We start from the raw sequence: 23,125 nt of genomic DNA, 5'->3' as shown, positions 1-23,125 counted from the left end.
GAGGGCTCGCAGTGCAGGCCAAGTCCATTCAGCGCTATGTCTGAAACATCGGCGTAACAAATCAATTCATGAGAGATAGGCGATGGGCGGTATGAAAGCGGCTACAGCCGGCGTCACACGGGCTGTGCGAGCCGTTCCGGGCGTGACCAGATCCACAGGTTGCCCAGGCTCATCCCGGCAATCGCCAGGTAGATCGGCCAGCCGTGGTCGAGCATCACCAGCATCAGGATGGCGCACAGCAGCATGCTCACGGTGGCGCTGACTTTGGCCCGGCGCGCGATGATCCTGCCGTTGCGCCAGTTGAACAGGATCGGTCCGAACAGGCGGTGGTTTTCCAGCCAGGCACTGAGGCGCGGTGAGCTTTTGGTCGCGGCCCAGGCGGCCAGGAGGATGAACTCGGTGGTGGGCAAACCCGGCACCACAATCGCCACCAGCCCGATGCCCAGGCTGACGTAGGCCAGCAGGCCGAAGAGGATCTGTGCGATTTTCGAGGTGGATTGGGGTTTGCGGGTCATGGTTCGTGCAAAGTAGGGGATAACAAAAGAGTCGGCATTGAAATGCAATCAACTGTGGGAGGGGGCTTGCCCCCGATGGCGGAGGGTCAGGTACCTATTTGTTGACTGATGCACCGCTATCGGGAGCAAGCCCCCTCCCACATTTAAACCGCATTTCAATGTGGGCGGTCAGGCCAGTTCAGGGGCGCTAGCGTACGCCTGTTCCAGCAGCACGGTGAAGCGCACAAATGCATCCACCGCGCCTTTTTCCGCTGCGGCTTCTTCCTCGGCGCTCAATTGCAACGCATCCAGGGTGCGAGTGAAGCTTTTCCAGCCTTCGGCGCGACCACCGGCCGGCTCACCCAGGTGGCGGGCACCGAAGGTTTCGCTCAGGCCCAGACCTACGGCGCGCTTGATCAGGAACGCCGCGCCCAGCTTGGAACCTTCGGACACGAACAACCAGCCCAGGGCTTCGGCCTTGCTCGGGTTTTTCAGCGCGCCGGGGAGCGGTGCTGGCACTTCGGTATCCAGGTCAGCCAGGTCCAGCCTGGCGGCTTCGGCGCGGCAGCGTTCGGCCAGGTCAGGCACGATCTTGATCAGTTCGGCATCGTTGTACAGGGCCACCAGTTCCGACTGGAACAGGTACTGCGCCACTACGAAACGCGCGAAGTTGGCCTGGGTTTCAAACGGCGCGTGGGCCTTCACCAACGCGTCCAGCTTGGTGTGTGGCTCGTGGGTAATCTGGTTCAGGCGCTGGGAGCGCAGGCTTGGGCGTTCTGCGGTAGAAGAAGCGGTCATGAAAAAGTCCTTGAGAAGGGGGAGCGCCTTATGGCCCTTAAAGAGAGCTGTTATCAACTAGACGAACAAGAAGACGCGGCACAGTAAAAAATCCTCACCTCGCCGCTGAAATTTCGACGAGGTGAGTCGGGTGTCGTCAGATGTCCCAGATCAGGTTGATCGCAACGTTGCGGCCCGGCTGGGTCAGGCGGTCGAGGTTGGCCGGTCCGGTCACCGCGGCTTCGCCGACACTGTCGTAGCTGCGTACGTCATCCCAGTTCCAGTATTTCTTGTCGGTGAGGTTGTAGAGGCCGCCGTTGATGGTCACGTCCTGGGTGACTTTGTAGAAGGCGGTCAGGTCGACAACCCCGAAGCCCGGGGTCTTGAAGGGGCCGCTGGTGTCGCCGTCCGGCGCGTGGAAGGTACTGCTGTCGACGCGATCCTGTTTTTTCACCAGGGTCCAGCTCAACAGACCACCGTAGTTGTCCTGATCGTAGCCCAGGCCAAATACGCCCTTGAGCGGGTTGACGCTGTTCAGCGGCTCGCCGTTATCGTCGTTACGACCGTAGGCATAGGACACCGAACCCTGGGTGTAGAGGCCCTGCGGGGCGCCGAATGCATCCAGGTTCAGGCGCCCTTTGGCTTCGGCCCCCTTGATGGTGGCGCGCTTGATATTGATGGCCTGGAACTGTTCGACCGTGCCGCCGACGACGGCGTTGTCCTCATCGATAAAGTCGCGGTACTTGTTGTAAAACACGGCGATTTCAAAGGATCCCTCGTCAAACTTGCCGCGAATCCCGGTTTCGATGCCCTTGCTGGTTTCTGGCTTGAGGTCGGGGTTCGGCTCGACGGTGTAGCCCAGGTTGAGGTTTTCAAAGCGGCCGTACAACGCCTTGGCGGAGGGCGTACGGAAACCTTCGGCATATTGGCCGAACCAGGTGTATTGATCCGTCAGGGCGTAAGTCAGGCCGAACTTGGGCGTCACACGGTGCCAGGTTTTTTCCTTGTCGCTCACCGGGTCCGTACCCGTCGGGTTGACGGTGTTGAGGAACTCCTGGGTCAGCTTGGGTTTGAGCTGGGTGTAGTCGTAGCGCACGGCGGGCAAAAAGGTCCATTTGTCCCAGCTGATCTGATCCTGTGCGAACAGCGAATACGTGTTGATGGTCGGGTCGGGGAAGTCGCTGGACTTTTTCACACTGTCGGAGGCCATCGGGCTGGGGGCGCCGATGGCGGTGCAGCCACTGCCGACGGCCACACAGGTCGCGCCGCCCTCGCGCGAGCCGGTGACTTTCTGCTGCTTGAGGGTAGTGCCGTAGGTCACTTGGTGATCGGTTTCACCGAGGCTGAACGCTTTGTCCAACTGGGCATCGAAAATCCACTGTTTTTCCTGGTACAGCGTGTCGCGGGTACGCAGGACACGCCGGCCTGACTGATAGATCTCGGCAGTGGTCTGGTCGGTCTTGGCGATCTGGTAGTTGAGGCTGGTCTTGATCCGGTCGGCAATCGGCGACTCAAGGGCGAAGCTGTTTTCCAGGCCGAAACGTTCGCGGGTAATGGTGTCGTTACCACGGCGATCACGGTAGAGGTTGAAGCCTCGGCCGCCGATGAACGGGCCGCCCACCGCGTTCTTCAGGTTGACGTCGCGATCATCCTTGTACTTCTCATAGGTCAGGCCCAGGCGGTTGTCATCGCCATAGTTCCAGCCGAGCTTGGCCAGGATATTGGTGGTGCGCGCGTCCTCGGGGTTGGCGCCGGTACGGGCCAGGCCGGTGGCGTTGTTGCCGTCGTAGGATTCGGTCTCATGGCCATTGCGCTGGCTCAGGTGCAGCAAGCCATCGAAGTCCTGCACGCGGCCGGCGACGGTGCCGGAGGTCAGCCAGCTTTCGTCGGCGGAACTGTAGCCGGTCTTCAGGCGTGCGCCGACGTCCTGGCCGGGCTTGATGATGTCGTCCGGGTCGAGGGTGAAGTAACTCACGGCGCCGCCGATGGCGCTGCTGCCGTAGAGGGCCGAGGCCGGGCCGCGCAGGATCTCGACGCGCTTGACGATTTCCGGGTCGACGTAGTTGCGGCGGGTCTTGGCGTAGGGGCCGTTGAAGAAGTTGTCGGGCACTTCCACACCGTCCACCTGGGTGAGGATGCGGTCGCCGTCGATCCCGCGGATGTTGAACCCGGCATTGCCGGCGCGGGTGCCTGCGCCGCCGACCGAGACGCCGGGCTCGTAGCGCACCAGCTCACGGATGGTGTTGACGTTCTGGCGGTCCAGTTCTTCGCGATCATGCACGCTGACGGTGCTCGGTACGCTGTTCACATCCTGCGCGTTACGGGTGGCGCTGATGGTCACCTGTTGCAGGTTGAGGGTGCTGCCCGCCGTGCGCTTTTCCAGGACGATGTTGTTGTTGCCCAGCTTGCGGTAGCTCAGGTTGGTCCCCACCAACAGCCGGTCCAGGGCTTTCTCCGGCGACAGGGCGCCGCGCACCCCAGGGGACGACACACCCTGGCCCAGCTCGGCGGGCAGGCCGACTTGCCAGCCGGTCACGCTGGTAAAGGCGTTCAGCGCCGAAACCAGTGGCTGTTGCTCGATGCTGAAGCTGTAGTTGCCGTGGCTGTGGGCGGCAGGTTCGGCGGCAGTGGCGGCCATCACTGGCGAACCGGCCAGCAGGATGGCGGCGGTCAGCAAGGACAGCACGGGGGAGGAGGACCGGCGGTTGAAACGAGAGGACATCGAGAGCGCTCCGGAAGGTACGAATCTTATAGTTGCGAACCGAACCAAATAGGAATCAGTTGCATTGGCTAAGACGAGACGTACCGCCGAAGGCTATCGAGTAAAAATAATTCTCATTTAGTTCAAAATCACCAGCGCGGGGTATTCCGACAACTTCGCTGAGGTGATGTGGGCCAGGGAGCGCACCACATCCAGGGGTTGGTCGAGGCGGTAGTTGCCGGTGACGGCGACGCTGGCGAGCTTGTCGTTGGTGTTGACGATCCAGCCGGGGTAGTAACGACGCAGTTCGGCGAGCACTTCGCTCATCGGGCAGTTTTCGAAAATCAGCCGGCCTTGCACCCAGGCCAGGTCCTTGCTGGCATCCAGCCGGGCCGGTTGGCCAAAGCCCTTGGGCCCGATGCGGATGCTTTCGCCGGCACTCAGGCGCACGCGGGCATCGTCGAAGGTGTTGCTCAGGTCGACATCGCCGCGCTGCACCTGCACCTGGGCTTCGCCGTTGAGGTAGCGCACGGCGAAGGCGGTATCACGCACGCTGGCTCGCACGGGGCCGGCGTCGATTTCCAGGGGCAGGCCATGGCCGGGCATGATTTCGAAAAAGGCTTCGCCCTGGTACAGGCGAACGATCCGCTGGTGGTCCTTGATGCTGCTGGAAAACGCCGAATTGGTGTTCAGCAACACCTTCGAGCCATCGTCCAATTGCAGGCGCTGGCGTTCGCCCACCACCGTGAGATGGTCGGCTTGCAGGCGTACCGGCAGGTTGCTGAAGCTGAACAGGCCGATCAACAGCACGGCGGCGGTGGCCAGCGGTTTCCAGTGCGGCTTGATCCGGCGCCAGCCCCTGGGCTTGCGCGGCGCGGCCAGGGCGACGGCGGCGCTGTGCACCGGCGCGCCACCCCAGGCGGCCTGGGCCTTGCCGAAGGCGTGGACGTGGGCGGGGTCTTGGGCCAGCCAGGCTTCAAACTCGGCCTGCTGCCCGGGCGCTGGGCACTGCAAGGCGATCAGCCAATCGAGGGCCTGGTCCATAGCCGTATCTTGCAACACCTCATGAGCCAGCTCATGGGGGCGCAGTTTATTCGGGTCCGTCACGGTGTTCCTCGGGTCTTCGCCACGTTCTATTCATCTTTCCTACAGCTTGGGTCGACAATTCTGTCGGCTGAAGCTTAAGGCCGATCCAGTCTTTCGGCCACACCTACACAAATGGCCATGATCAATTTCAGTTCCTTTTGCACGGTGCTCAAGGACACGTCCAACTGATCGGCGATCTCCTGGTAGCTGCAACCGTGCAGGCGGCTGAGGATGAAAATCTGCTGCTGGCGCGCGCTCAACTGGCCGAGGCTGATGCTCAGGTGTTCAAGCAATTGCTCGGCCTGGGTTGCGTCTTCGGGGGTGCTGATGGGGGCGGCGACGCTTTGCAGGATCTCCAGCGGTACATCTTCCTGCAGGGTGCGCGCCTGAACCCTGCGCGAACGCAAATGATCCAGCGCCAGGTTACGCGCGGTCTGGTAGACGAAGGGTTCGAGGTGATCGATCGGCCGCTCGCTGAGGGCCCGGGTGACGCGCAGGTAGGTTTCCTGCAACAGGTCCTCGGCGGTGCTGTGGTTATTCACCATCCGCTGCAAGGTGCGTAGCAGAATCACCCGTTGGGTGAGAAAGACTTGGTTGAAGCGAGATTGGCTCACAGTGATACCAGACCGATTTGCAGTTAATGATAATGCTTATCATCAACTCAAATGGCAAGTGGCTATTCCTCTGTGTCTACATAGAACAATGTGGGAAGGGCGGTGCGACGATTCGACTTGCCCCTCCCACAGGACCGCATTACTCGGCGTTGCACAACGCCAGGCAGTTATCCAGCATGCGGTTCGAGAAGCCCCACTCGTTGTCATACCAGGCCAGCACTTTCAGCAGCTTGCCGCTGACCTTGGTGTGGTTGGCATCGAAGATCGACGACAGCGGGTTATGGTTGAAGTCACTGGAGACCAGCGGCAGGGTGTTATAGCCGAGGATCTTCGAGTGTTGGCTGGCTTCCTTGAGCAGTGCGTTGACTTCGTCGGCAGTGGCGTCTTTCTTCAACTGCACGGTGAGGTCCACCAGCGACACGTTGATCACCGGTACACGCACGGCCATGCCGGTCAGCTTGCCTGCCAGCTCCGGCAGCACCAGGCCCACCGCTTCGGCGGCGCCGGTCTTGCTTGGGATCATGTTCTGGGTGGCCGAACGCGCGCGGTACGGGTCGGTGTGGTAGACGTCCGTCAGGTTCTGGTCGTTGGTATAGGCATGAATCGTGGTCATCAAGCCGCTTTCGATACCCAATTCGCGATGCAGCACCTGGGCGACCGGCGCCAGGCAGTTGGTGGTGCACGAGGCGTTGGAGATGATCTGGTGGGATTGACGCAGGATGTCGTGGTTCACGCCGTAGACCACGGTCGCGTCCGCGCCTTTGGCCGGGGCGGAGATGATCACTTTGCGTGCGCCGGCGGTAATATGGGCGGCAGCCTTGTCACGGTCGGTGAACAGACCGGTGCATTCGAACACCACGTCGACCTTGTGCGCCGCCCACGGCAGGTCGGCCGGGTTGCGAATGGCACTGACGGCAATCCGGTCACCATTGACGGTCAGGCTTTCCTGATCGTGGGCGACCTCTGCATCGAAAGTGCCGTGCACGGTGTCGTATTTGAGCAGGTGGGCGTTGATCGAGCTGTCGCCCAAATCATTGATGGCGACGATCTGCAAATCCTGGCGATAGCCTTGGGTATACAGTGCGCGCAGGACATTACGGCCGATACGGCCAAAACCATTGATTGCGATACGAAGAGTCATTGGAAAGTGCCTGTCGTCGATTTGTTGTAAGAATTACAAGATTATTCGCATAAAAATAGAAAACAAGCCTTTTTAGTGGCAATATTTTGTTCAATCTACAACGAGTGACCTGAATCAACTGGTCCGATGATCCAAACGACTCTCTGCCATCCCATGAGCTGCGGGCGTTTGATCAGCATAGACACTCAGGTCGCCACATCCGTTAGCCTGGAGTTCTACACATGCATCCCCGCGTCCTTGAGGTCACCGAACGGCTTATCGCCCGCAGCCGCGCCACTCGTGAGGCTTACCTTGCGCTCATTCGCGGCGCAGCCAGCGACGGTCCGATGCGCGGCAAGCTGCAATGCGCCAACTTCGCCCATGGCGTGGCCGGTTGCGGCACCGAAGATAAAAATAGCCTGCGCATGATGAACGCCGCCAACGTGGCAATTGTTTCGTCATATAACGACATGCTCTCGGCGCACCAGCCGTACGAACATTTCCCGGAACAAATCAAGAAAGCCCTGCGCGAAGTCGGCTCGGTCGGCCAGTTCGCTGGCGGCACCCCGGCCATGTGCGACGGCGTGACCCAGGGCGAGCCCGGCATGGAGCTGAGCCTGCTCAGCCGTGAAGTCATCGCCATGTCCACGGCGGTAGCGCTGTCCCACAACATGTTCGACGCCGCGCTGATGCTGGGCATCTGCGACAAGATCGTGCCCGGCCTGATGATGGGCGCGCTGCGCTACGGCCACCTGCCGATGATCTTCGTACCGGGCGGGCCGATGCCTTCGGGCATCTCCAACAAGCAGAAGGCCGATGTGCGCCAGCGCTACGCCGAAGGCAAGGCCACTCGCGAAGAGCTGCTGGAATCGGAGATGAAGTCCTACCACAGCCCCGGCACCTGCACCTTCTACGGCACCGCCAACACCAATCAACTGCTGATGGAAGTGATGGGCCTGCATTTGCCGGGTGCCTCGTTCGTCAACCCGTACACGCCGCTGCGTGACGCCCTGACCCGCGAAGCCGCGCACCAGGTCACGCGCTTGACCAAGGCCAACGGCAACTTCACGCCGATCGGCGAGATCGTCGATGAGAAATCCATCGTCAACGCCATCGTTGCGCTCAACGCGACGGGCGGCTCCACCAACCACACCCTGCACATGCCGGCCATCGCCATGTCGGCGGGCATCATCCTCACCTGGGACGACATGGCCGACCTCTCCGAGGTGGTGCCGACCTTGTCCCACGTGTATCCAAACGGCAAGGCCGACATCAACCACTTCCAGGCAGCGGGCGGCATGTCGTTCCTGATCCGCGAGCTGCTTGAAGCCGGCCTGCTTCACGACGACGTCAACACCGTGGCGGGCAAGGGCCTGAGCCGTTATGTCCAGGAACCATTCCTGGTCGACGGCGAGCTGGTGTGGCGCGACGGCCCGATCGAAAGCCTCGACGAAACCATCCTGCGCCCTGTGGCGCGTGCGTTCTCGCCGGAAGGCGGCCTGCGTGTGATGGAAGGCAACCTCGGCCGCGGTGTCATGAAAGTCTCTGCCGTAGCGCCTGAGCATCAGATCGTCGAAGCGCCGGCGGTGGTGTTCCAGGACCAGCAGGACCTGGCCGATGCGTTCAAGGCCGGCCAGCTGGAAAAGGATTTTGTCGCCGTGATGCGCTTCCAGGGCCCGCGCTCCAACGGCATGCCGGAACTGCACAAGATGACGCCGTTCCTCGGCGTGCTGCAGGACCGTGGCTTCAAAGTCGCACTGGTGACAGACGGGCGTATGTCCGGCGCGTCGGGTAAGATCCCCGCCGCGATTCACGTCAACCCCGAAGCCCAGAGCGGCGGGCCACTGGCACGGGTCAAAGATGGCGATATCATTCGCGTGGATGGCGTGAAGGGCACCTTGGAGCTTAAGGTGGACGCCGAAGAATTTGCAGCGCGCACGCCTGCCACGGGCCTGTTGGGCAATAACGTGGGGGCCGGTCGCGAGCTGTTTGCATTTATGCGCTTGGCCGCAAGCTCCGCAGAGCAGGGCGCCAGCGCCTTTACCTGTGCCTTGGAGACGCTTAAGTGAAGCTAGCGCTGGTCGGTGACATCGGGGGTACCAACGCCCGTTTTGCGTTGTGGCGAGATCAGGCACTGCATTCGATCCGGGTGCATGCCACGGCTGATCACCAAAGCCCTGAGGACGCGATCAAGGTCTACCTCAAGGAAGAAGGCCTGCAAATCGGCGACATCGGTGCGGTGTGCCTGTCGGTCGCCGGGCCGGTGAGCGGGGATGAATTCAAATTCACCAACAATCACTGGCGCTTGAGCAAGACTGCGTTTTGCCAGGCCTTGCAGGTGGATGAACTGCTGCTGGTCAATGACTTCTCGGCCATGGCCCTGGGCATGACGCGTCTTAAACCCGACGAATTCCGCGTGGTCTGCCCTGGCACGCCGGAACCGTTGCGCCCGGCGGTGGTGATCGGTCCGGGCACCGGCCTGGGCGTCGGTACCCTGCTGGATCTCGGCGCGGGCCGCTTTGCGGCGTTGCCGGGGGAGGGTGGCCATGTCGACCTGCCCCTGAGCAGCCCACGGGAAACCCAGCTGTGGCAGCATATCTACAGCGAGATCGGCCACGTCAGCGCCGAAACCGCCTTGAGCGGTGGCGGTCTGCCGCGTCTGTACCGGGCGATTTGCGCGGTCGATGGCCACACACCCGTGCTCGACACCCCCGAAGCCATCACGGCGGCGGGCCTGGCGGGCGACCCGGTGGCCATGGAAGTGTTGGATCAATTCAGCATCTGGCTGGGCCGGGTGGCCGGCAACAATGTGCTGACCACCGGTGGACGCGGTGGTGTGTATATCGTGGGTGGGGTGATTCCGCGGTTTGCCGACTTCTTCATCCACAGCGGTTTTGCCAGGAGCTTCAGTGACAAAGGCTGCATGAGCGACTACTTCAAGGGCATCCCGGTGTGGCTGGTGACCGCGCCGTATTCCGGGTTGACCGGGGCGGGCGTCGCATTGGAGCAGGCGTTTGCCTGACCCGCACCACCTAATAACAACAAGGAGGACCCCGTGAGCGTAATCAGTAAATCGATTCTCCTCGTCGACGACGACCAGGAAATCCGCGAATTGCTGCAGACCTACCTCAGTCGCGCCGGTTTCCAGGTGCGTGGCGTGCCGGATGGCGCGGGGTTCCGCCAGGCGATGAACGAGGCGCCGTGCGATCTGGTCATCCTCGATGTGATGCTGCCGGACGAAGACGGTTTCAGCCTTTGCCGCTGGATTCGCCAGCACCCGCGCCAGGCGCAGGTGCCGATCATCATGCTCACCGCCAGTTCCGACGAAGCCGACCGCGTGATCGGCCTGGAACTGGGGGCCGACGACTATATCGGCAAGCCCTTCAGCCCCCGTGAGTTGCAGGCGCGGATCAAGGCCTTGTTGCGCCGCTGCCAGTTCGGCCAGGAGCGCAGCGGCAATGGCGATGTGCTGGTGTTCGATGAGTGGCGCCTGGATATGATCAGTCATCGGCTGTTCCACGTGGATGGCGAAGAGGTGATCCTCTCCGGTGCCGACTTTGCCCTGCTCAAGCTGTTTCTCGATCACCCGCAGCAGATTCTCGACCGCGACACCATCGGCAATGCCACCCGTGGCCGCGACCTGATGCCGCTGGACCGGATCGTCGACATGGCTGTCAGCCGCCTGCGTCAACGCCTGCGCGACACCGAAAAACCCCCGAGGCTGATCCGCACCGTGCGCGGCAGCGGCTATCAACTGGCAGCCAGCGTGGTTGCCGGCAATGCCCACTGAGCCGCTGAGCGAACGCCGCCGGCGCTTCCCGGTACCGCGCTCGCTGCTGGGGCGCATGTTGTTGCTGACCTTGCTTGCAGTGCTGTTCGCCCAGGCGCTGTCCAGCGTGATCTGGGTCTCGCAGTTGCGCGCCACCCAGCTCGAAGGCCTGGTCACCAGCGCCCGTAGCCTGGCGCACTCGATGACCGCCAGCGTGAGTTATTTCCGTTCGTTGCCGGTGGCCTATCGGCCGTTGGTCCTTGACCAGCTGCGCAGTATGGGCGGCACCCGTTTTGTCGTGACCCTCAATGATCGGCCCCTCGACATGCAAGTGTTGCCGCAAACCCCGCGTAAACAGGCGGTGCTGGTGGCCGTGGATGAAGTCCTGCGCCAGACCCTGGGCGCCGACGTGCCTATCTCGGTGGAGTTCGTCAGCGCCGAAGACCTGCGCATCTTCAACGCCGGCTTGAAACTGGATGAGTTGCCGCGCTCCTGGGCCCATTACGCGCTGACCCTGGAACCGGTCAACCCGCCGGTATTGGTGACCCAGATCGAACTCGCCCCCGGCGAATGGCTGTACATCGCTTCGCTGTTGCCCGAGCCCTACACCAGCCTGGAAGAACAGGGCCTGCCGTCCCAGCAGGTGTGGTTTATCGTGCTGACCAGCGGCTTCTTGCTGCTGTTCATCGGCCTGCTGGTGCACTGGCAAAGCCGGCCGCTCAAGCGCCTGGCGCGGGCGGCGCGAGACATGTCCCTGGGGGCCGATGTGGAGCCGGTGGCCGAAGGCGGCGGCAGTGAAGTGGTGGAAGTGGGCCGCGCGTTCAATGCCATGCGCGAACGCATCAGCCGTTACCTCACGGAGCGCAGCCAGTTGTTCAGCGCGATTTCCCACGACCTGCGCACACCGATTACCCGCCTGCGCCTGCGCGTGGAATTGCTCGAAGACGAGAACCTGCAAACCAAGTTCGGCCGTGACCTGGATGAGTTGGAGTTGCTGGTCAAAGGCGCGCTGCAATGTGTGAAAGACACCGATATCCACGAGAACATCCAGCCGGTCGACCTCAACCATGTGCTCGAATGCCTGGTGGAGCCTTATGTGGCCCCCAACGGCAATGGCCGGGTCACCCTGGACGGCGCAGCGGTGGCGGCGTACCCGGGCAAGCCGCTGGCGCTCAAGCGCTGCATCGGCAACCTGATCGACAATGCCTTGAAGTACGGGCAGAACGCCCATTTGCGTATTGAGGACGATGGCGCGGAGTTCATCCTGCACGTCGACGACGAAGGCCCTGGCGTGCCGGAACAGCGTTTGGAACAGGTCTTCGAACCGCATTTTCGCCTGGCCGGCCAGCAGCAGGGCTACGGTTTGGGCTTGGGTATTGCGCGCAATATTGCCCATAGCCATGGCGGTGAAGTGAGTTTGCAGAATTTGCGTGAGGGCGGCTTGCGGGTCACCCTGCAACTGCCCAGGACCCTGGACTGAAAACACCATTGGACAAATAGGGGAGGGGGCAAACCCCTTCCCACATTTTGATCGTCTGTGTGTCAGACGCTTTGGCGCAGTCGTGCCAAATCCCTCAGCGGCGGTGCCCCAAACAACCGGCTGTACTCCCGGCTGAACTGCGACGGGCTTTCATACCCCACCCGATACCCCGCCGCCGACGCTTCCAGCCCTTCGGCAATCATCAGCCGACGTGCCTCCTGCAAGCGCAGCTGCTTTTGGTACTGCAACGGACTCATGGCGGTAATTGCCTTGAAACGGTGATGCAGGGTCGAGACGCTGAGGTTCACTTCCTTGGCCAGGTCATCGATGCGCAGCGGTTGTTCGTAGTTGCCATTGAGCCACTTGATCGCCTGGCTGACGCGATGGCTCTGGCTGTTGGCCACGGCAATTTCATACAGGCGATAACCCTGGGGACCGCGCAGCAGGCGGTAGAGGATTTCACGGTTGATCAGCGGCGCCAGCATGGCAATGTCTTTGGGCGTATCCAGCAGGCGCGCCAGGCGCAGCACGGCGTCGAGCAACTGGGGATCGATGCGGTCCACATACATCCCGCGCGATGTCGGGCGCGTGGGCACGCCCATGGGGCCGGCCTCGGCGATCAAGGCAGTGAGCTGCGCCGGGTCGATATTGATGCGTACTGACAGGTTTGGATCTTCCGGCGTGGCATCGATGATCCGCCCGGCCACGGGCATCGCCACCGAGAACACCAGGTAATTGAGCGGGTCGTAGGCAAAGATTTCGTCGGCCAGGCGCACTTCCTTGCTGCCGTTGGCAAGGATGCACAACGCCGGCTCCACCAGCACCGGCATGAAGTCACGCGGTGTGTTGTGGCGGTTCAGGAACAGTGACGTAATCGCCGTGCCATAGGAGCCGTCTTCCCAGGTATGACGATGCACGATGCTCGCCAGCTCGGCGCGCTGTTTTTCCGTCTCGGCGTCGAGGGGCATGGACTGATGTTCGGGCGACGGCATAAGGCGTCCTCTGCATGCTTTTTTGATGGGCTCAGCTTAGCGGCGGCTTTTCAAGCAGTGTTAGGTCGATTCTGCACAATCCTTGCCTGATCCTGCGAAGCGTCGCGAATCAGGCAAGTTCTCGGGCTGTCATGTCCCTGAAACAAGGCGTTTGCCTGTGGAATCGAGTCGGCGGTCCCTCCGTCCTTCCTACGCTTCTCGCAGGATTGTGCAATAAGCCTGCAGGAATTGACTAACCGCGCCCGCACCCGCGCCGTTATCTTTGATCCTGTGGCAACACGCCCCCACAGTGCTTGCCGAGCATCACTTCTCAACGGGAGAGTCGAACATGTCCACCCCCATTCCCGCGAGCCATATGGCCTTTATCCGCGCCCGCACCGGGTGCAGCACCGAACTGGGTGCACGCTTGAGCAGTTTGATCGAACCGGGCCGCCAGGCTCAGGGTTGCCTGCAATTTTCGTTGCAGCATTCCCAGGTCGATCCCGATGTCTGGTTGATCTCGGGTTTCTGGAGCAGCGAGCAGGCGATGAGCGCCTACTTCAACTCGCCGGCCCTGATGATCTTCACCGAGCTGTTGAACGACATGGTCGTGCGCAGCATGGACTTCCAGACCTTCACCGATGCCTCTGCCGCCAATGCCTACGGCGAGTACCTGCAACTGGCCGGTTAATGGTTAGAATGGCCCACTTTTCCATTGGCCAGGACCTGCAACATGGCACGTAAACAATTTGCCCACCACGAAGCCGTTTCCGCCGTAGTACCGGGTGAAGGGGGCTACAGCGCCGCCGTCGCCGTCAAGGCACTTGATGGCATGGGCGCCCCGCAGTTTCACAAGATCCTGGATGGACAGACGTTCAAGACCGCCTCCGATGCCGATGATGCAGCCACCGTGCAGCTTGAACGGTTGATCGGTGTGGATGAAGAGGGTCAACTGACCTGGGCGAGCGCCGCCAGCTGAACAACGCCGACCCTCCCACTTTTTTGGTGTATTTCAGTCAGGGTTTGCTGGCGCCTGGGCGATACATCTTGAACAACGCCTCCGGCCCCAGCTGGAAGTAGTCTGCCGGGCCACCGCCACGCAAAATCGGCTCCGCGGCTGCGGTGTCGTACACCCCATCCTTGAGCAGCCACTTGGCAATGTGCACCGCGACCACCTCGCCCAGCACCAGCCAGCTGGGCACCAACTGCTGGTCGGCGCGCTGCAGCTGGATGATCTGCGTCACCTTGCACTCGAACGACACCGGGCTCTCGCCCACTCGCGGCACGCCGACGATTTTCGACGCCACCGGTGTCAGGCCGGACAACTCGAACTCATTCACCTCCGGCGAGACGGCCGCGCAGCTCTGGTTCATCTGCTCGGCCAGCGGGCGGGTGGCCAGGTTCCACACAAACTCGCCGGTCTGTTCGATGTTGTTCAGGCTGTCTTTGCGCCCGACGCTGGAAAACCCAATGATCGGTGGAATGTAGTTGAACGCATTGAAAAAACTGTAGGGCGCCAGGTTCAGGCGCCCGTTATTGTCGTGGGATGAAATCCAGCCAATCGGCCGTGGCCCGACAATGGCATTGAACGGGTCGTGTGGCAGGCCGTGGCCGTTGGCCGGTTCGTAGAAGTGGATATCGTCAGGCATGGCCGGGTTCCTGCTGCGGGGTTCTGGGAGGCCGTCATAGTGCAATCCACGGCGACGAATTTCCATCGGCCTTATGGAATTTTCATTCAGCGGCCACCTATTTTTCACAGCGGCCCGTTCAGTCTGCGCCCAAGGTCGATACCCCCTATAAGACTGAGCCTCGGAGCCTTCTACCGCATGAATAAACTTCCTCAGATCACCCTGGCGTTCTGGGTCATGAAAATCTGCGCAACCACCCTGGGCGAAACCGCCGGGGACTTGTTGTCGATGACCCTGAACGTCGGTTACGCCATCAGCTCGATGATCCTTATCAGCGTGTTCCTGGTCACTCTGGTGACACAACTCTGGTCGAAAACCTACAACCCGGTGCTGTACTGGATCGTGATCCTTTCCACCAGCACCGCCGGCACCACCATGTCGGACTTCATGGACCGCACCCTGGGCCTGGGCTACGCCACCGGGTCGATGATCCTGATCGTGATCCTGATGATCATCTTTGCCTTGTGGCACCTCAGTGGTGACTCGCTGGACGTGAACAAGGTGCAGACTTTCCGAGGCGAGCTGTTCTACTGGATGGCGATCCTGTTCTCCAACACCCTGGGCACTGCGTTGGGCGACTTCCTGGCGGACGATTCTGGGCTCGGCTTTGCCGGTGGCGCCTTGTTGATTGGCTCGACCATTGCCGCGGTAGTGGCGCTCAAGTACTTCACCCAAATCTCGTCGGTGCTGTTGTTCTGGGTGGCGTTTGTACTGACCCGGCCGTTTGGTGCAACCCTGGGCGACTTCCTGACCAAGCCCCATGAAAAGGGCGGGTTGGATTTCGGCACCATTGGATCGTCGGCGGTATTGGCGGCGGTGCTGGTGGTGATGATTGCAGGGGCGTCGTATGCACAGCGACGGTATGGCCGGAGCCCGGTAGCAGAGGTGTCCTGATTCAACAGGTGGGAGGGGGCAAGCCCGCTCCCACATTTGTTACTGCATCCAACCGTTAGTCCGTGGTGATGCGCGAATGCTTGCGTGTGTCCTTCATGGTCACATAGACCGCCAGCGACACTGCAATACACGCAGTCACATACCAGTAGTAACCGGTTTCCATGCCGATGCTCTTGAACCACAGCGCGATGTATTCAGCGGTACCGCCGAAGATCGACACGGTCAGTGCATAGGGCAGGCCCACGCCCAGGGCGCGGATTTCGGTTGGGAACAGTTCAGCCTTGACCACGGCGTTGATCGAGGTGTAGCCGCTGACGATGATCAGCGCGGCCATGATCAGGAAGAACGCGCCCCACCAGGTCTGGATAGTGTGCAGGGTGGTGAGGATCGGTACGGTGAACAGCGTGCCGAGGATGCCGAAGGCGATCAGAATCGGCCGACGCCCGACTTTATCCGACAGCCCACCGACGATCGGTTGCAGGCACATGAACAGGAACAGCGTTGCCGCCGAGATCGTGGTGGAGTCGGAAATGCTCATGCCGACGGTGTTCACCAGGTACTTCTGCATGTAGGTGGTGTAGGTGTAGAAAGCCAGGGTGCCGCCCATGGTCAGGCCGACCACGGTCATCAGTTCCTTGGGGTGGCGCATCAAGGTGCGCATGGCGCTTTCCTTGGCTTTTTCCTTCTTGGTGAACGACTCGGTTTCTTCCATGCCGCGACGCAGGTACAGCGCGACCACTGCGCACAGGGCGCCGATGGCGAACGGGATACGCCAGCCCCAGTCGTACAGTTGCTCGGTGGTAAGGATCTGCTGCAGCACGATCAGCACGGCCAGGGCGATAAGCTGGCCGGAGATCAGGGTCACGTACTGGAAGCTGGAGAAGAAACCGCGACGTTCCTTGGTGGCCATTTCACTCAGGTAGGTGGCCGAGGTGCCGTATTCGCCACCGACCGACAAGCCTTGCAGCAGGCGGGCGAACACCAGCAGGATCGGTGCGCCGACGCCGATGGTTTCGTAACCGGGGCTCAGGGCGATGATCAACGAGCCGAAGCACATCAGCAGGACCGACGCCATCAGTGCTGCTTTGCGACCCGCACGGTCGGCGTACAGGCCCATCAGCCAGCCACCGATGGGGCGCATCAGGAAGCCCACGGCGAAGATCGCGGCGGTGTTGAGCAATTGGGCGGTGGTGTCGCCTTTCGGGAAAAAGGCTTTGGCGAAGTACAGCGAGAACGCGGCGTAGACATACCAGTCGTACCACTCGACCATGTTGCCGACCGATCCGCTGAAGATCGATTTGATGCGGCTGGTGGTGGTGCGTTCTTTAGCCGGCGCGGCCGCCGACCCCAGGGGCAAGGTGTTGGAGTTATCCATTGAAGGATCCTTCATCTAGTTGTTTTTATGGAGCGGCGCGAGCGCAGCCTGGCTGGGGCTATAGCAGGAGCTGTGCCAGGTAGATGAAGGCCCGGTCTAGAAGGGGCTGGGTTTTATTTTGGGCGGAAAGTCGCTGATGTTTTTGAGGGTGATGAGCGGAAATCCGCTCATTCGTCTTTCAGGAACATGTCCCTGGCCAACCCATGGCGCTGCATCTTTTCGTTGAAGGTGCGCCGTGGCAACTGCAACTCCGCCAGCACCGCCTTGATATCGCCTTTATACCGGGTCAATGCAGCCTTCAGGCAATGGGCCTCGAACGCCTCCTGCTGCGCGGCCAGCGATTGCCCGGCTTCGATCCCTTCCGGCTCCGGTTCGCCAAGGCCCAGCACCTGGCGTTCGGCGACGTTGGCCAGCTCGCGCACATTGCCCGGCCAGTCATGGCTGAGCAGGCGGCCCAACTGCGCGCCGCTCAGCGGTTCCACGCTGCGGCCCAGGCGCTCGGCGGCGCTTTGGGCAAAGTGATCGAACAGCAGCGGGATGTCTTCGCGGCGCTCGCGCAGGGGCGGCAGGCGCAGTTGTGCAACGTTCAGCCGATAGGCCAGGTCTTCGCGAAAGCGCCCGGCGCGGGCTTCTTCCAGCAGGTCCGGCTTGGTCGCGGCAATGATGCGTAAATCCACATGAATGCTTTGATTGGAGCCCAGGCGTTCCAGCTTCTGATCCTGCAACACCCGCAACAGCTTCACTTGCTGGGCCAGGGGCATGCTTTCGATTTCATCGAGGAACAGGGTACCGCCATGGGCGTACTCCAGTTTGCCGATGCGCTTGCCCTGGGCACCGGTGAAGGCGCCGCTTTCGTGGCCGAACAGTTCGGCCTCGAACAGTTGCTCGGGAATCGCCGCGCAATTGAGCGCCACAAACGGTTTTTTCGCACGGGGGCCGAAGTCATGCAGGCAGCGGGCGACCAGCTCCTTGCCGCTGCCGGTCTCGCCACGGATCAGCACGTTGACCGGCAAGGTGGCCAGGTCGAGTACCTGCCGGCGCAGGTTCTGCAAGCCACGGGACACGCCGAGCAGGCTCGACTCCAACTGTGCCCGATGATCGGCCTGTTGGTGCAGGCGGCGGTTTTCGAGGATCAGCCCGCGCTTGTCCAATGCGCGGCGCAGGCTGTTGAGCAAGGCATCGGGGCTGAAGGGTTTTTCCAGGAAGTCGTAGGCGCCGTCGCGCATGGCTTCGACGGCCATCGGTACATCGCCATGTCCGGTCAGCAGGATGACGGGCAGGTCGGCGTCACGGCGCTGCACTTCGGCCAGCAGCTCCAGGCCGCTGAGCCCGGGCATGCGCACGTCGCTCAGGATCACCCCGGGAAAGTCCTTGGGCAGTTGCGCCAGGCAGGCTTCGGCGCGGCTGAACAACTGCACCTCGAACCCCGACAAGCTCAGCCATTGCTCGACGGCCGTACGAATGCTGGCTTCGTCATCGACCACAATCACCGCGTTCAACATAAGTCGGGTGTCTCCAGCGCGATAGGCAAGGTCAGGGTGAATACCGCGCCGTCGCCACGGTTACTGGCGCTCAGGCGCCCGCCCAATTCGTGCACGATAGCGTAGGAAACCGCCAGGCCCAAGCCGAGCCCGTCGCCCACCGGCTTGGTGGTAAAGAACGGGTCGAACACGCTGTTGAGGTGCTCTTCGGCAATCCCGCCGCCGCTGTCGCTGACCGTGAGTTGCCACAGTTGCTGGTCGGCATGCAGGCGGATTTCCAGGCGCTTGCGGGGTTTGTCGGCCATGGCGTCGAGGGCGTTGCGCAGCAGGTTGATCAGCACCTGTTCGAGGCGGATCGCGTCGCCGCGTACCCAGGCGGGGCGGGTCAGGTCCAGCACGGTGCCGATGGCTTCATCACGCAGGCGCGCGTCGAGCAGGTGCAGGGACTGGTCGACCACGGTGGCCAGGTCAAGGCGTTCGCGCAGGCCGCTGGGGCTTTTGCGCGCAAAGGTCTTGAGGTGGCCGGTCAGCGCGGCCATGCGTGTGAGCATATCGTCCAGTGGGGTCAGCGCCTTGTAGGCGTCGTCCACCCGACCGTGGTCCAACAGCAACCGCAGGGTCGCCAACTGCATGCGCTGGGCGGTCAGGGGCTGGTTGATCTCATGGGCGAGGGCGGCGGACATCTGCCCCAACGCCGCTAATTTCGCCGATTGCACCAGGCCATCCTGGGCCGTGCGCAGGGCCTGGGTGCGCTCTTCCACAAGCTGTTCGAGTTCTTCGCGGCTGCGCTGGCGCAAACGGGCCAGGCGCCAGCGTTGGCTGAGGAACAGCACCAGGAACACCAGCGCCAGCCAGGAGCCGGCGGCGGCAAGGCCGGCGTTGCGCTGGTCTTCAAAAGCGAACTGGGGTTTGCGCAACAGGTGCAGGGTCCAGCCCTCGGCCTTCAGCGGCAGGGACTCCCAGATGTAATTGGCGTTGCCATCGGGGCCGTTGACGCGCATCAGGTGGCTGTTTTCGTCGAAGCGTTGCAACGTCTGGGTGTCCAGCGGCTGCAGTTGTTTCTTGTCGTATTGGCGGGTGGCCTTGAGTTCGACCAGATCGCTGGCCGACAACGGGTGCAGGTTGCGATAACGCCAGCCCGGTTGGTTGGCGATAAACACGATGCCGCGTGCGTCGCTGACCAGCAACAGGTCATCGCCCTGGGCCCATTCGCGCTCCAGCTCAGGGAATTCCAGTTTCACCACCATGGCGCCAAGGAACTGCTCGTGTTCATCCAGCACGGCGCTGGAGAGGAAATACCCCGGGATCCCGGTGGTTACGCCGACCGCGTAAAAGCGCCCGGTGCCCTGGCTCTTGGTCTGGCTGAAATACGGCCGAAACGCGTAGTTGTGCCCGACATAACTGCTCGGCAAGTTCCAGTTGCTGGCGGCCACGGCCAGGCCGGTGCGGTCCATCAACTCCAGGGTGGAGGACTGCGCCGCTCCATTGATGCGTTCGAGCTTGCGGTTGAGCAGGTCCTGGGTGCCGGCGTCCAACGGGCCTTTGAGCGCGTTGATCATCTCCGAGTCCAGCGCCAGCACGGCGGGCAGGGCGCGGTAGCGTTCGATCAGGGTGTGCAGGGAATTGGCGTACAGCGCCAGCTGCTGGTTGGCGCGGGCCGCATCGTCCACCAAAGCCTGGCGTTCGGCATGGCGCGTGGCCAAGGCCGCGGCCAGCAGCGCACCGGCGATGATCAGCAGGGAGTAGAAGGTCAGGCGCAGCGGGCGAGGGATCACGATCATACGGTGATGGGCAGGCACGGTAAGGGGAGTGCACCATAGCATGAGCGGCTTGGGTCTTGTGGTGAGGGGCTGTCGTGGCTGAAGGGAGAGTGGGCTTCTTGTGGTGAGCGGGGCAAGCCCGCTCACCACAATAAACCCGCTTGCCATAGGTGAATCAGCAGGCAATAAAAAAGCGACCGGGCCATGGGCCGCGGTCGCCTCAGTCTTGGGGGAGGGTGCTTACTGCACTTCTACCGCCAGGCTTTCACTGATCTTTTTCTGCCAGATGGCCGGACCGGTGATGTGGACGGATTCGCCCTTGCTGTCCACCGCAACGGTGACCGGCATGTCTTTCACGTCGAACTCGTAGATCGCTTCCATGCCCAGTTCGGCGAAGGCCACTACACGCGACTTCTTGATGGCTTGGGCCACCAGGTAAGCGGCGCCGCCCACGGCCATCAGGTACACGGCCTTGTGGTCCTTGATCGCTTCGATCGCGGTAGGGCCGCGCTCGGATTTACCGATCATGCCCAGCAGGCCGGTTTGCTCGAGGATCTGACGGGTGAACTTGTCCATCCGTGTCGCGGTGGTCGGGCCAGCCGGGCCAACCACTTCTTCGCGCACCGGATCAACCGGGCCGACGTAGTAGATAAAGCGACCCTTGAGGTCCACCGGCAGGCTTTCGCCCTTGTTCAGCATCTCGACCATGCGCTTGTGCGCGGCGTCGCGACCGGTGAGCATCTTGCCGTTGAGCAGTACGGTTTCGCCCGGCTTCCAGCTCTGCACTTCTTCCGGGGTCAGGGTGTCGAGGTTGACGCGACGGGCCGATGGGCCGGCTTCCCAGACGATTTCCGGGTAGGCGTCCAGCGGTGGCGCTTCCAGCGACGCCGGGCCCGAACCGTCGAGCACGAAGTGCGCGTGACGGGTGGCGGCGCAGTTGGGGATCATGCACACCGGCAGCGAAGCGGCGTGGGTCGGGTAGTCCATGATCTTTACGTCGAGCACTGTGGTCAGGCCACCCAGGCCCTGGGCGCCGATGCCCAGTTGGTTGACCTTCTCGAACAACTCCAGGCGCATTTCTTCGATACGGTTCTGCGGGCCGCGCTTTTTCAGCTCGTGGATGTCGATGGATTCCATCAACACTTCCTTGGCCATCACCGCGGCTTTTTCGGCGGTGCCGCCGATGCCGATGCCGAGCATGCCCGGTGGGCACCAGCCGGCGCCCATGGTCGGAACGGTCTTGAGCACCCAGTCGACGATCGAGTCGGACGGGTTGAGCATGGCCATCTTCGACTTGTTCTCGGAACCGCCGCCCTTGGCCGCCACATCCACTTCCACGGTGTTACCCGGGACGATGGAGTAGTGGATCACGGCCGGGGTGTTGTCCTTGGTGTTTTTACGCGCACCGGCCGGGTCGGCCAGGATGGAGGCGCGCAGGACGTTTTCCGGCAGGTTGTAGGCGCGACGCACGCCTTCGTTGATCATGTCGTCCAGGCCCATGGTGGCGCCATCCCAACGTACGTCCATGCCCACGCGCACGAACACGGTGACGATACCGGTGTCCTGGCAGATCGGGCGATGGCCGGTGGCGCACATGCGCGAGTTGATCAGGATCTGCGCGATGGAGTCACGGGCTGCCGGCGATTCTTCGCGCAGGTAGGCCTCGTGCATCGCCTGGATGAAATCAACGGGGTGGTAGTAGGAAATGAATTGCAGGGCGTCGGCAACGCTCTGAATCAGGTCGTCTTGCTTGATCACGGTCATGAGTCGCGCTCCTCTATAAGGGAACATTCAATAAAGGTGGGCTCAGTGGGGTGCATCGGTCGGCTGAGTCCACCTTTCCAAGGCACGCCAAGTGGTGCAGGCGCGACGCTAAAAAGGCGCGGCAGTATAACCCGGCACGGTGGCCGATACACCCGACTATGGTCAAACTGTCGCAGGCATGATTCCCTGTGCGCGCCCCTTGTGATCGAGTCCTGCTATGCCTGAACTGTACGTCGGCGAACACCATTGGTCGGTAGCCACCGGCAGCAACCTGCTGGATGCCTTGAACCAGGCGGGTGTGGCCGTGCCTTACAGTTGCCGTGCCGGCAGCTGCCATGCTTGCCTGGTGCGGTGCCAGGGCGAGGTCGAGGACCGGCAGCCCGCTGCTTTGAGCCCGGCACAACGCCAGGAGGGCTGGCGCCTGGCGTGCCAGTGCCAGGTGATCGGCGATCTGCAGGTCGAGGCGTTCGACCCGCTGCGGGACGGCCTGCCGGCCCAGGTGGTGGGGGCCGATTGGTTGAATACCTCGGTGCTGCGCCTGCGGCTGCAAGCGGAGCGTGGACTGCGGTATCGCGCCGGGCAGCACATGGTGTTGTGGGCCGGGCAGGTGGCACGGCCTTATTCCCTGGCCAGCCTGCCTCAGGAGGATGCCTTCCTGGAGTTTCATATCGATTGCCGCCAGCCCGGCGCATTCAGCGATGCCGCGCGCGCGTTGTCGGTGGGTGATCGCCTGCGCCTGGGAGAACTGCGTGGCGGAGCACTGCAATACGATCCCGACTGGCAATCCCGGCCGCTGTGGCTGCTGGCTTCCGGTACCGGCCTGGGGCCGCTGTGGGGTGTGCTGCGCGAGGCGTTGCGCCAGGATCACCAGGGCGCCATCCGTATGATTCACCTGGCCCATGATGCCGACGGTCATTACCTGGCCGAGCCCCTGGCCGAACTGGCTGCGCGTCATCCGAACCTGACGGTGGAGCTGTGGACTGCGGCGCAGTCGGCCCAGGCATTGGCGCAACTGCGGCTTGTTTCCCGGCAAACCCTGGCCTTACTCTGCGGGCATCCTGTCAGCGTCGAGGCCTTCTCCAAGCGCCTGTTCCTGGCGGGGCTGCCGCGCAATCAACTGCTGGCCGATGTGTTCCTGCCCCGTGGTTGAG

At 62.2% G+C, this 23,125-nt stretch carries 20 protein-coding genes; 8 read left to right on the top strand and 12 right to left on the bottom strand.

The window, feature by feature from the left end; translation table 11 throughout:
• Window positions 1-113 precede the first annotated feature (113 nt).
• From J1N02_RS07555 to gap, 6 genes are all read right to left on the bottom strand, one after another.
• Window positions 114-515 carry a YbaN family protein gene (locus J1N02_RS07555; RefSeq protein ID WP_027605492.1) on the bottom strand — a complete coding sequence of 134 codons (402 nt, stop codon included), beginning with the start codon at window positions 513-515 and terminating at the stop codon, window positions 114-116.
• 168 nt (window positions 516-683) lie between these two features.
• Window positions 684-1,292 (bottom strand): biliverdin-producing heme oxygenase, encoded by a 609-nt coding sequence (locus tag J1N02_RS07550; protein WP_368963488.1) that lies wholly within the window; start codon window positions 1,290-1,292, stop codon window positions 684-686.
• Window positions 1,293-1,428: 136 nt separating this feature from the next.
• Window positions 1,429-3,993 (bottom strand): TonB-dependent receptor, encoded by a 2,565-nt coding sequence (locus J1N02_RS07545; protein ID WP_421147252.1) that lies wholly within the window; start codon window positions 3,991-3,993, stop codon window positions 1,429-1,431.
• Window positions 3,994-4,110: 117 nt separating this feature from the next.
• Window positions 4,111-5,079, bottom strand: a complete 969-nt coding sequence (locus tag J1N02_RS07540; RefSeq protein WP_098478837.1) for a FecR family protein — start codon at window positions 5,077-5,079, stop codon at window positions 4,111-4,113.
• Between the two features lie 74 nt (window positions 5,080-5,153).
• Window positions 5,154-5,672 carry an RNA polymerase sigma factor gene (locus tag J1N02_RS07535; protein ID WP_098478838.1) on the bottom strand — a complete coding sequence of 173 codons (519 nt, stop codon included), beginning with the start codon at window positions 5,670-5,672 and terminating at the stop codon, window positions 5,154-5,156.
• A gap of 139 nt (window positions 5,673-5,811) precedes the next feature.
• Window positions 5,812-6,813, bottom strand: coding sequence for a type I glyceraldehyde-3-phosphate dehydrogenase (gap, locus tag J1N02_RS07530; RefSeq protein ID WP_065925864.1), 1,002 nt, complete (start codon window positions 6,811-6,813; stop codon window positions 5,812-5,814).
• Between the two features lie 221 nt (window positions 6,814-7,034).
• Between gap and edd the strand changes: the two genes are divergently transcribed.
• The 4 genes from edd to J1N02_RS07510 are packed head-to-tail and all read left to right on the top strand — an operon-like array spanning window position 7,035 to window position 12,041.
• On the top strand, window positions 7,035-8,861 hold the full coding sequence (gene edd, locus J1N02_RS07525; protein WP_027605498.1) for a phosphogluconate dehydratase: 1,827 nt from the start codon (window positions 7,035-7,037) through the stop codon (window positions 8,859-8,861).
• Window positions 8,858-9,814 carry a glucokinase gene (locus J1N02_RS07520; protein WP_169898620.1) on the top strand — a complete coding sequence of 319 codons (957 nt, stop codon included), beginning with the start codon at window positions 8,858-8,860 and terminating at the stop codon, window positions 9,812-9,814. The genes edd and J1N02_RS07520 overlap by 4 nt, the downstream gene beginning before the upstream one ends.
• A gap of 33 nt (window positions 9,815-9,847) precedes the next feature.
• Window positions 9,848-10,582 (top strand): response regulator, encoded by a 735-nt coding sequence (locus tag J1N02_RS07515; protein WP_024077192.1) that lies wholly within the window; start codon window positions 9,848-9,850, stop codon window positions 10,580-10,582.
• A complete protein-coding gene (locus J1N02_RS07510; protein ID WP_027605500.1) occupies window positions 10,572-12,041 on the top strand; it encodes an ATP-binding protein in 1,470 nt (489 codons plus the stop codon). The genes J1N02_RS07515 and J1N02_RS07510 overlap by 11 nt, the downstream gene beginning before the upstream one ends.
• 62 nt (window positions 12,042-12,103) lie before the next feature.
• Here the strand turns inward: J1N02_RS07510 and J1N02_RS07505 are convergent, their stop codons facing one another.
• Window positions 12,104-13,033, bottom strand: a complete 930-nt coding sequence (locus tag J1N02_RS07505) for an AraC family transcriptional regulator (RefSeq protein ID WP_027605501.1) — start codon at window positions 13,031-13,033, stop codon at window positions 12,104-12,106.
• A 328-nt stretch (window positions 13,034-13,361) separates the two neighbouring features.
• Between J1N02_RS07505 and J1N02_RS07500 the strand changes: the two genes are divergently transcribed.
• Together J1N02_RS07500 and J1N02_RS07495 are read left to right on the top strand one after the other, a co-directional pair.
• Window positions 13,362-13,703 (top strand): antibiotic biosynthesis monooxygenase family protein, encoded by a 342-nt coding sequence (locus tag J1N02_RS07500; protein WP_065925866.1) that lies wholly within the window; start codon window positions 13,362-13,364, stop codon window positions 13,701-13,703.
• A gap of 42 nt (window positions 13,704-13,745) precedes the next feature.
• Window positions 13,746-13,991 (top strand): hypothetical protein, encoded by a 246-nt coding sequence (locus tag J1N02_RS07495; RefSeq protein ID WP_027605503.1) that lies wholly within the window; start codon window positions 13,746-13,748, stop codon window positions 13,989-13,991.
• Window positions 13,992-14,028: 37 nt separating this feature from the next.
• On the opposite strand, the gene J1N02_RS07490 is transcribed toward J1N02_RS07495, so the two are convergent.
• Complete coding sequence (locus J1N02_RS07490; protein ID WP_092358366.1) at window positions 14,029-14,661, bottom strand: flavin reductase family protein; 633 nt, start codon at window positions 14,659-14,661, stop codon at window positions 14,029-14,031.
• Window positions 14,662-14,838: 177 nt separating this feature from the next.
• On the opposite strand from J1N02_RS07490, the gene J1N02_RS07485 reads away from it, so the two are divergent.
• Window positions 14,839-15,594 (top strand): hypothetical protein, encoded by a 756-nt coding sequence (locus J1N02_RS07485; RefSeq protein ID WP_421147251.1) that lies wholly within the window; start codon window positions 14,839-14,841, stop codon window positions 15,592-15,594.
• 55 nt (window positions 15,595-15,649) lie between these two features.
• Here the strand turns inward: J1N02_RS07485 and J1N02_RS07480 are convergent, their stop codons facing one another.
• The 4 genes from J1N02_RS07480 to J1N02_RS07465 all read right to left on the bottom strand — a co-directional run bounded on the left by J1N02_RS07480 (window position 15,650) and on the right by J1N02_RS07465 (window position 21,974).
• Window positions 15,650-16,969: an MFS transporter gene (locus J1N02_RS07480; protein WP_065939189.1), complete on the bottom strand. Its 1,320-nt coding sequence runs from the start codon at window positions 16,967-16,969 to the stop codon at window positions 15,650-15,652.
• Window positions 16,970-17,136: 167 nt separating this feature from the next.
• Window positions 17,137-18,471: a sigma-54-dependent transcriptional regulator gene (locus tag J1N02_RS07475; RefSeq protein WP_421147250.1), complete on the bottom strand. Its 1,335-nt coding sequence runs from the start codon at window positions 18,469-18,471 to the stop codon at window positions 17,137-17,139.
• Window positions 18,465-20,231, bottom strand: a complete 1,767-nt coding sequence (locus J1N02_RS07470) for an ATP-binding protein (RefSeq protein WP_027605508.1) — start codon at window positions 20,229-20,231, stop codon at window positions 18,465-18,467. The genes J1N02_RS07475 and J1N02_RS07470 overlap by 7 nt, the downstream gene beginning before the upstream one ends.
• 219 nt (window positions 20,232-20,450) lie before the next feature.
• Complete coding sequence (locus tag J1N02_RS07465; RefSeq protein WP_027605509.1) at window positions 20,451-21,974, bottom strand: fumarate hydratase; 1,524 nt, start codon at window positions 21,972-21,974, stop codon at window positions 20,451-20,453.
• 217 nt (window positions 21,975-22,191) lie between these two features.
• Between J1N02_RS07465 and J1N02_RS07460 the strand changes: the two genes are divergently transcribed.
• The gene (locus tag J1N02_RS07460) at window positions 22,192-23,124 is read left to right on the top strand and encodes an iron-sulfur-binding ferredoxin reductase (protein ID WP_115487190.1); all 933 of its coding nucleotides are present in this window, start codon (window positions 22,192-22,194) and stop codon (window positions 23,122-23,124) included.
• Window position 23,125 lies beyond the last annotated feature (1 nt).

Origin of the sequence: Pseudomonas sp. NFX5 (assembly GCF_049132125.1) — a bacterium.
GTDB classification, from domain to species: Bacteria; Pseudomonadota; Gammaproteobacteria; order Pseudomonadales; family Pseudomonadaceae; genus Aquipseudomonas; species Aquipseudomonas marginalis.
The sequence above is the reverse complement of the archived record's forward strand: the minus strand, read 5'-3'. Positions and strand labels throughout refer to the sequence as shown.

What these genes read in the sequence shown, in the direction of transcription:
- J1N02_RS07555 (WP_027605492.1), bottom strand. Translation starts at nt 515, where the DNA reads ATGACCCGCAAACCCCAATCCACCTCGAAAATCGCACAGATCCTCTTC.
- J1N02_RS07550 (WP_368963488.1), bottom strand. Translation starts at nt 1,292, where the DNA reads ATGACCGCTTCTTCTACCGCAGAACGCCCAAGCCTGCGCTCCCAGCGC.
- J1N02_RS07545 (WP_421147252.1), bottom strand. Translation starts at nt 3,993, where the DNA reads ATGTCCTCTCGTTTCAACCGCCGGTCCTCCTCCCCCGTGCTGTCCTTG.
- gap (WP_065925864.1), bottom strand. Translation starts at nt 6,813, where the DNA reads ATGACTCTTCGTATCGCAATCAATGGTTTTGGCCGTATCGGCCGTAAT.
- edd (WP_027605498.1), top strand. Translation starts at nt 7,035, where the DNA reads ATGCATCCCCGCGTCCTTGAGGTCACCGAACGGCTTATCGCCCGCAGC.
- J1N02_RS07510 (WP_027605500.1), top strand. Translation starts at nt 10,572, where the DNA reads ATGCCCACTGAGCCGCTGAGCGAACGCCGCCGGCGCTTCCCGGTACCG.
- J1N02_RS07505 (WP_027605501.1), bottom strand. Translation starts at nt 13,033, where the DNA reads ATGCCGTCGCCCGAACATCAGTCCATGCCCCTCGACGCCGAGACGGAA.
- J1N02_RS07500 (WP_065925866.1), top strand. Translation starts at nt 13,362, where the DNA reads ATGTCCACCCCCATTCCCGCGAGCCATATGGCCTTTATCCGCGCCCGC.
- J1N02_RS07495 (WP_027605503.1), top strand. Translation starts at nt 13,746, where the DNA reads ATGGCACGTAAACAATTTGCCCACCACGAAGCCGTTTCCGCCGTAGTA.
- J1N02_RS07490 (WP_092358366.1), bottom strand. Translation starts at nt 14,661, where the DNA reads ATGCCTGACGATATCCACTTCTACGAACCGGCCAACGGCCACGGCCTG.
- J1N02_RS07485 (WP_421147251.1), top strand. Translation starts at nt 14,839, where the DNA reads ATGAATAAACTTCCTCAGATCACCCTGGCGTTCTGGGTCATGAAAATC.
- J1N02_RS07480 (WP_065939189.1), bottom strand. Translation starts at nt 16,969, where the DNA reads ATGGATAACTCCAACACCTTGCCCCTGGGGTCGGCGGCCGCGCCGGCT.
- J1N02_RS07475 (WP_421147250.1), bottom strand. Translation starts at nt 18,471, where the DNA reads ATGTTGAACGCGGTGATTGTGGTCGATGACGAAGCCAGCATTCGTACG.
- J1N02_RS07470 (WP_027605508.1), bottom strand. Translation starts at nt 20,231, where the DNA reads ATGATCGTGATCCCTCGCCCGCTGCGCCTGACCTTCTACTCCCTGCTG.
- J1N02_RS07465 (WP_027605509.1), bottom strand. Translation starts at nt 21,974, where the DNA reads ATGACCGTGATCAAGCAAGACGACCTGATTCAGAGCGTTGCCGACGCC.
- J1N02_RS07460 (WP_115487190.1), top strand. Translation starts at nt 22,192, where the DNA reads ATGCCTGAACTGTACGTCGGCGAACACCATTGGTCGGTAGCCACCGGC.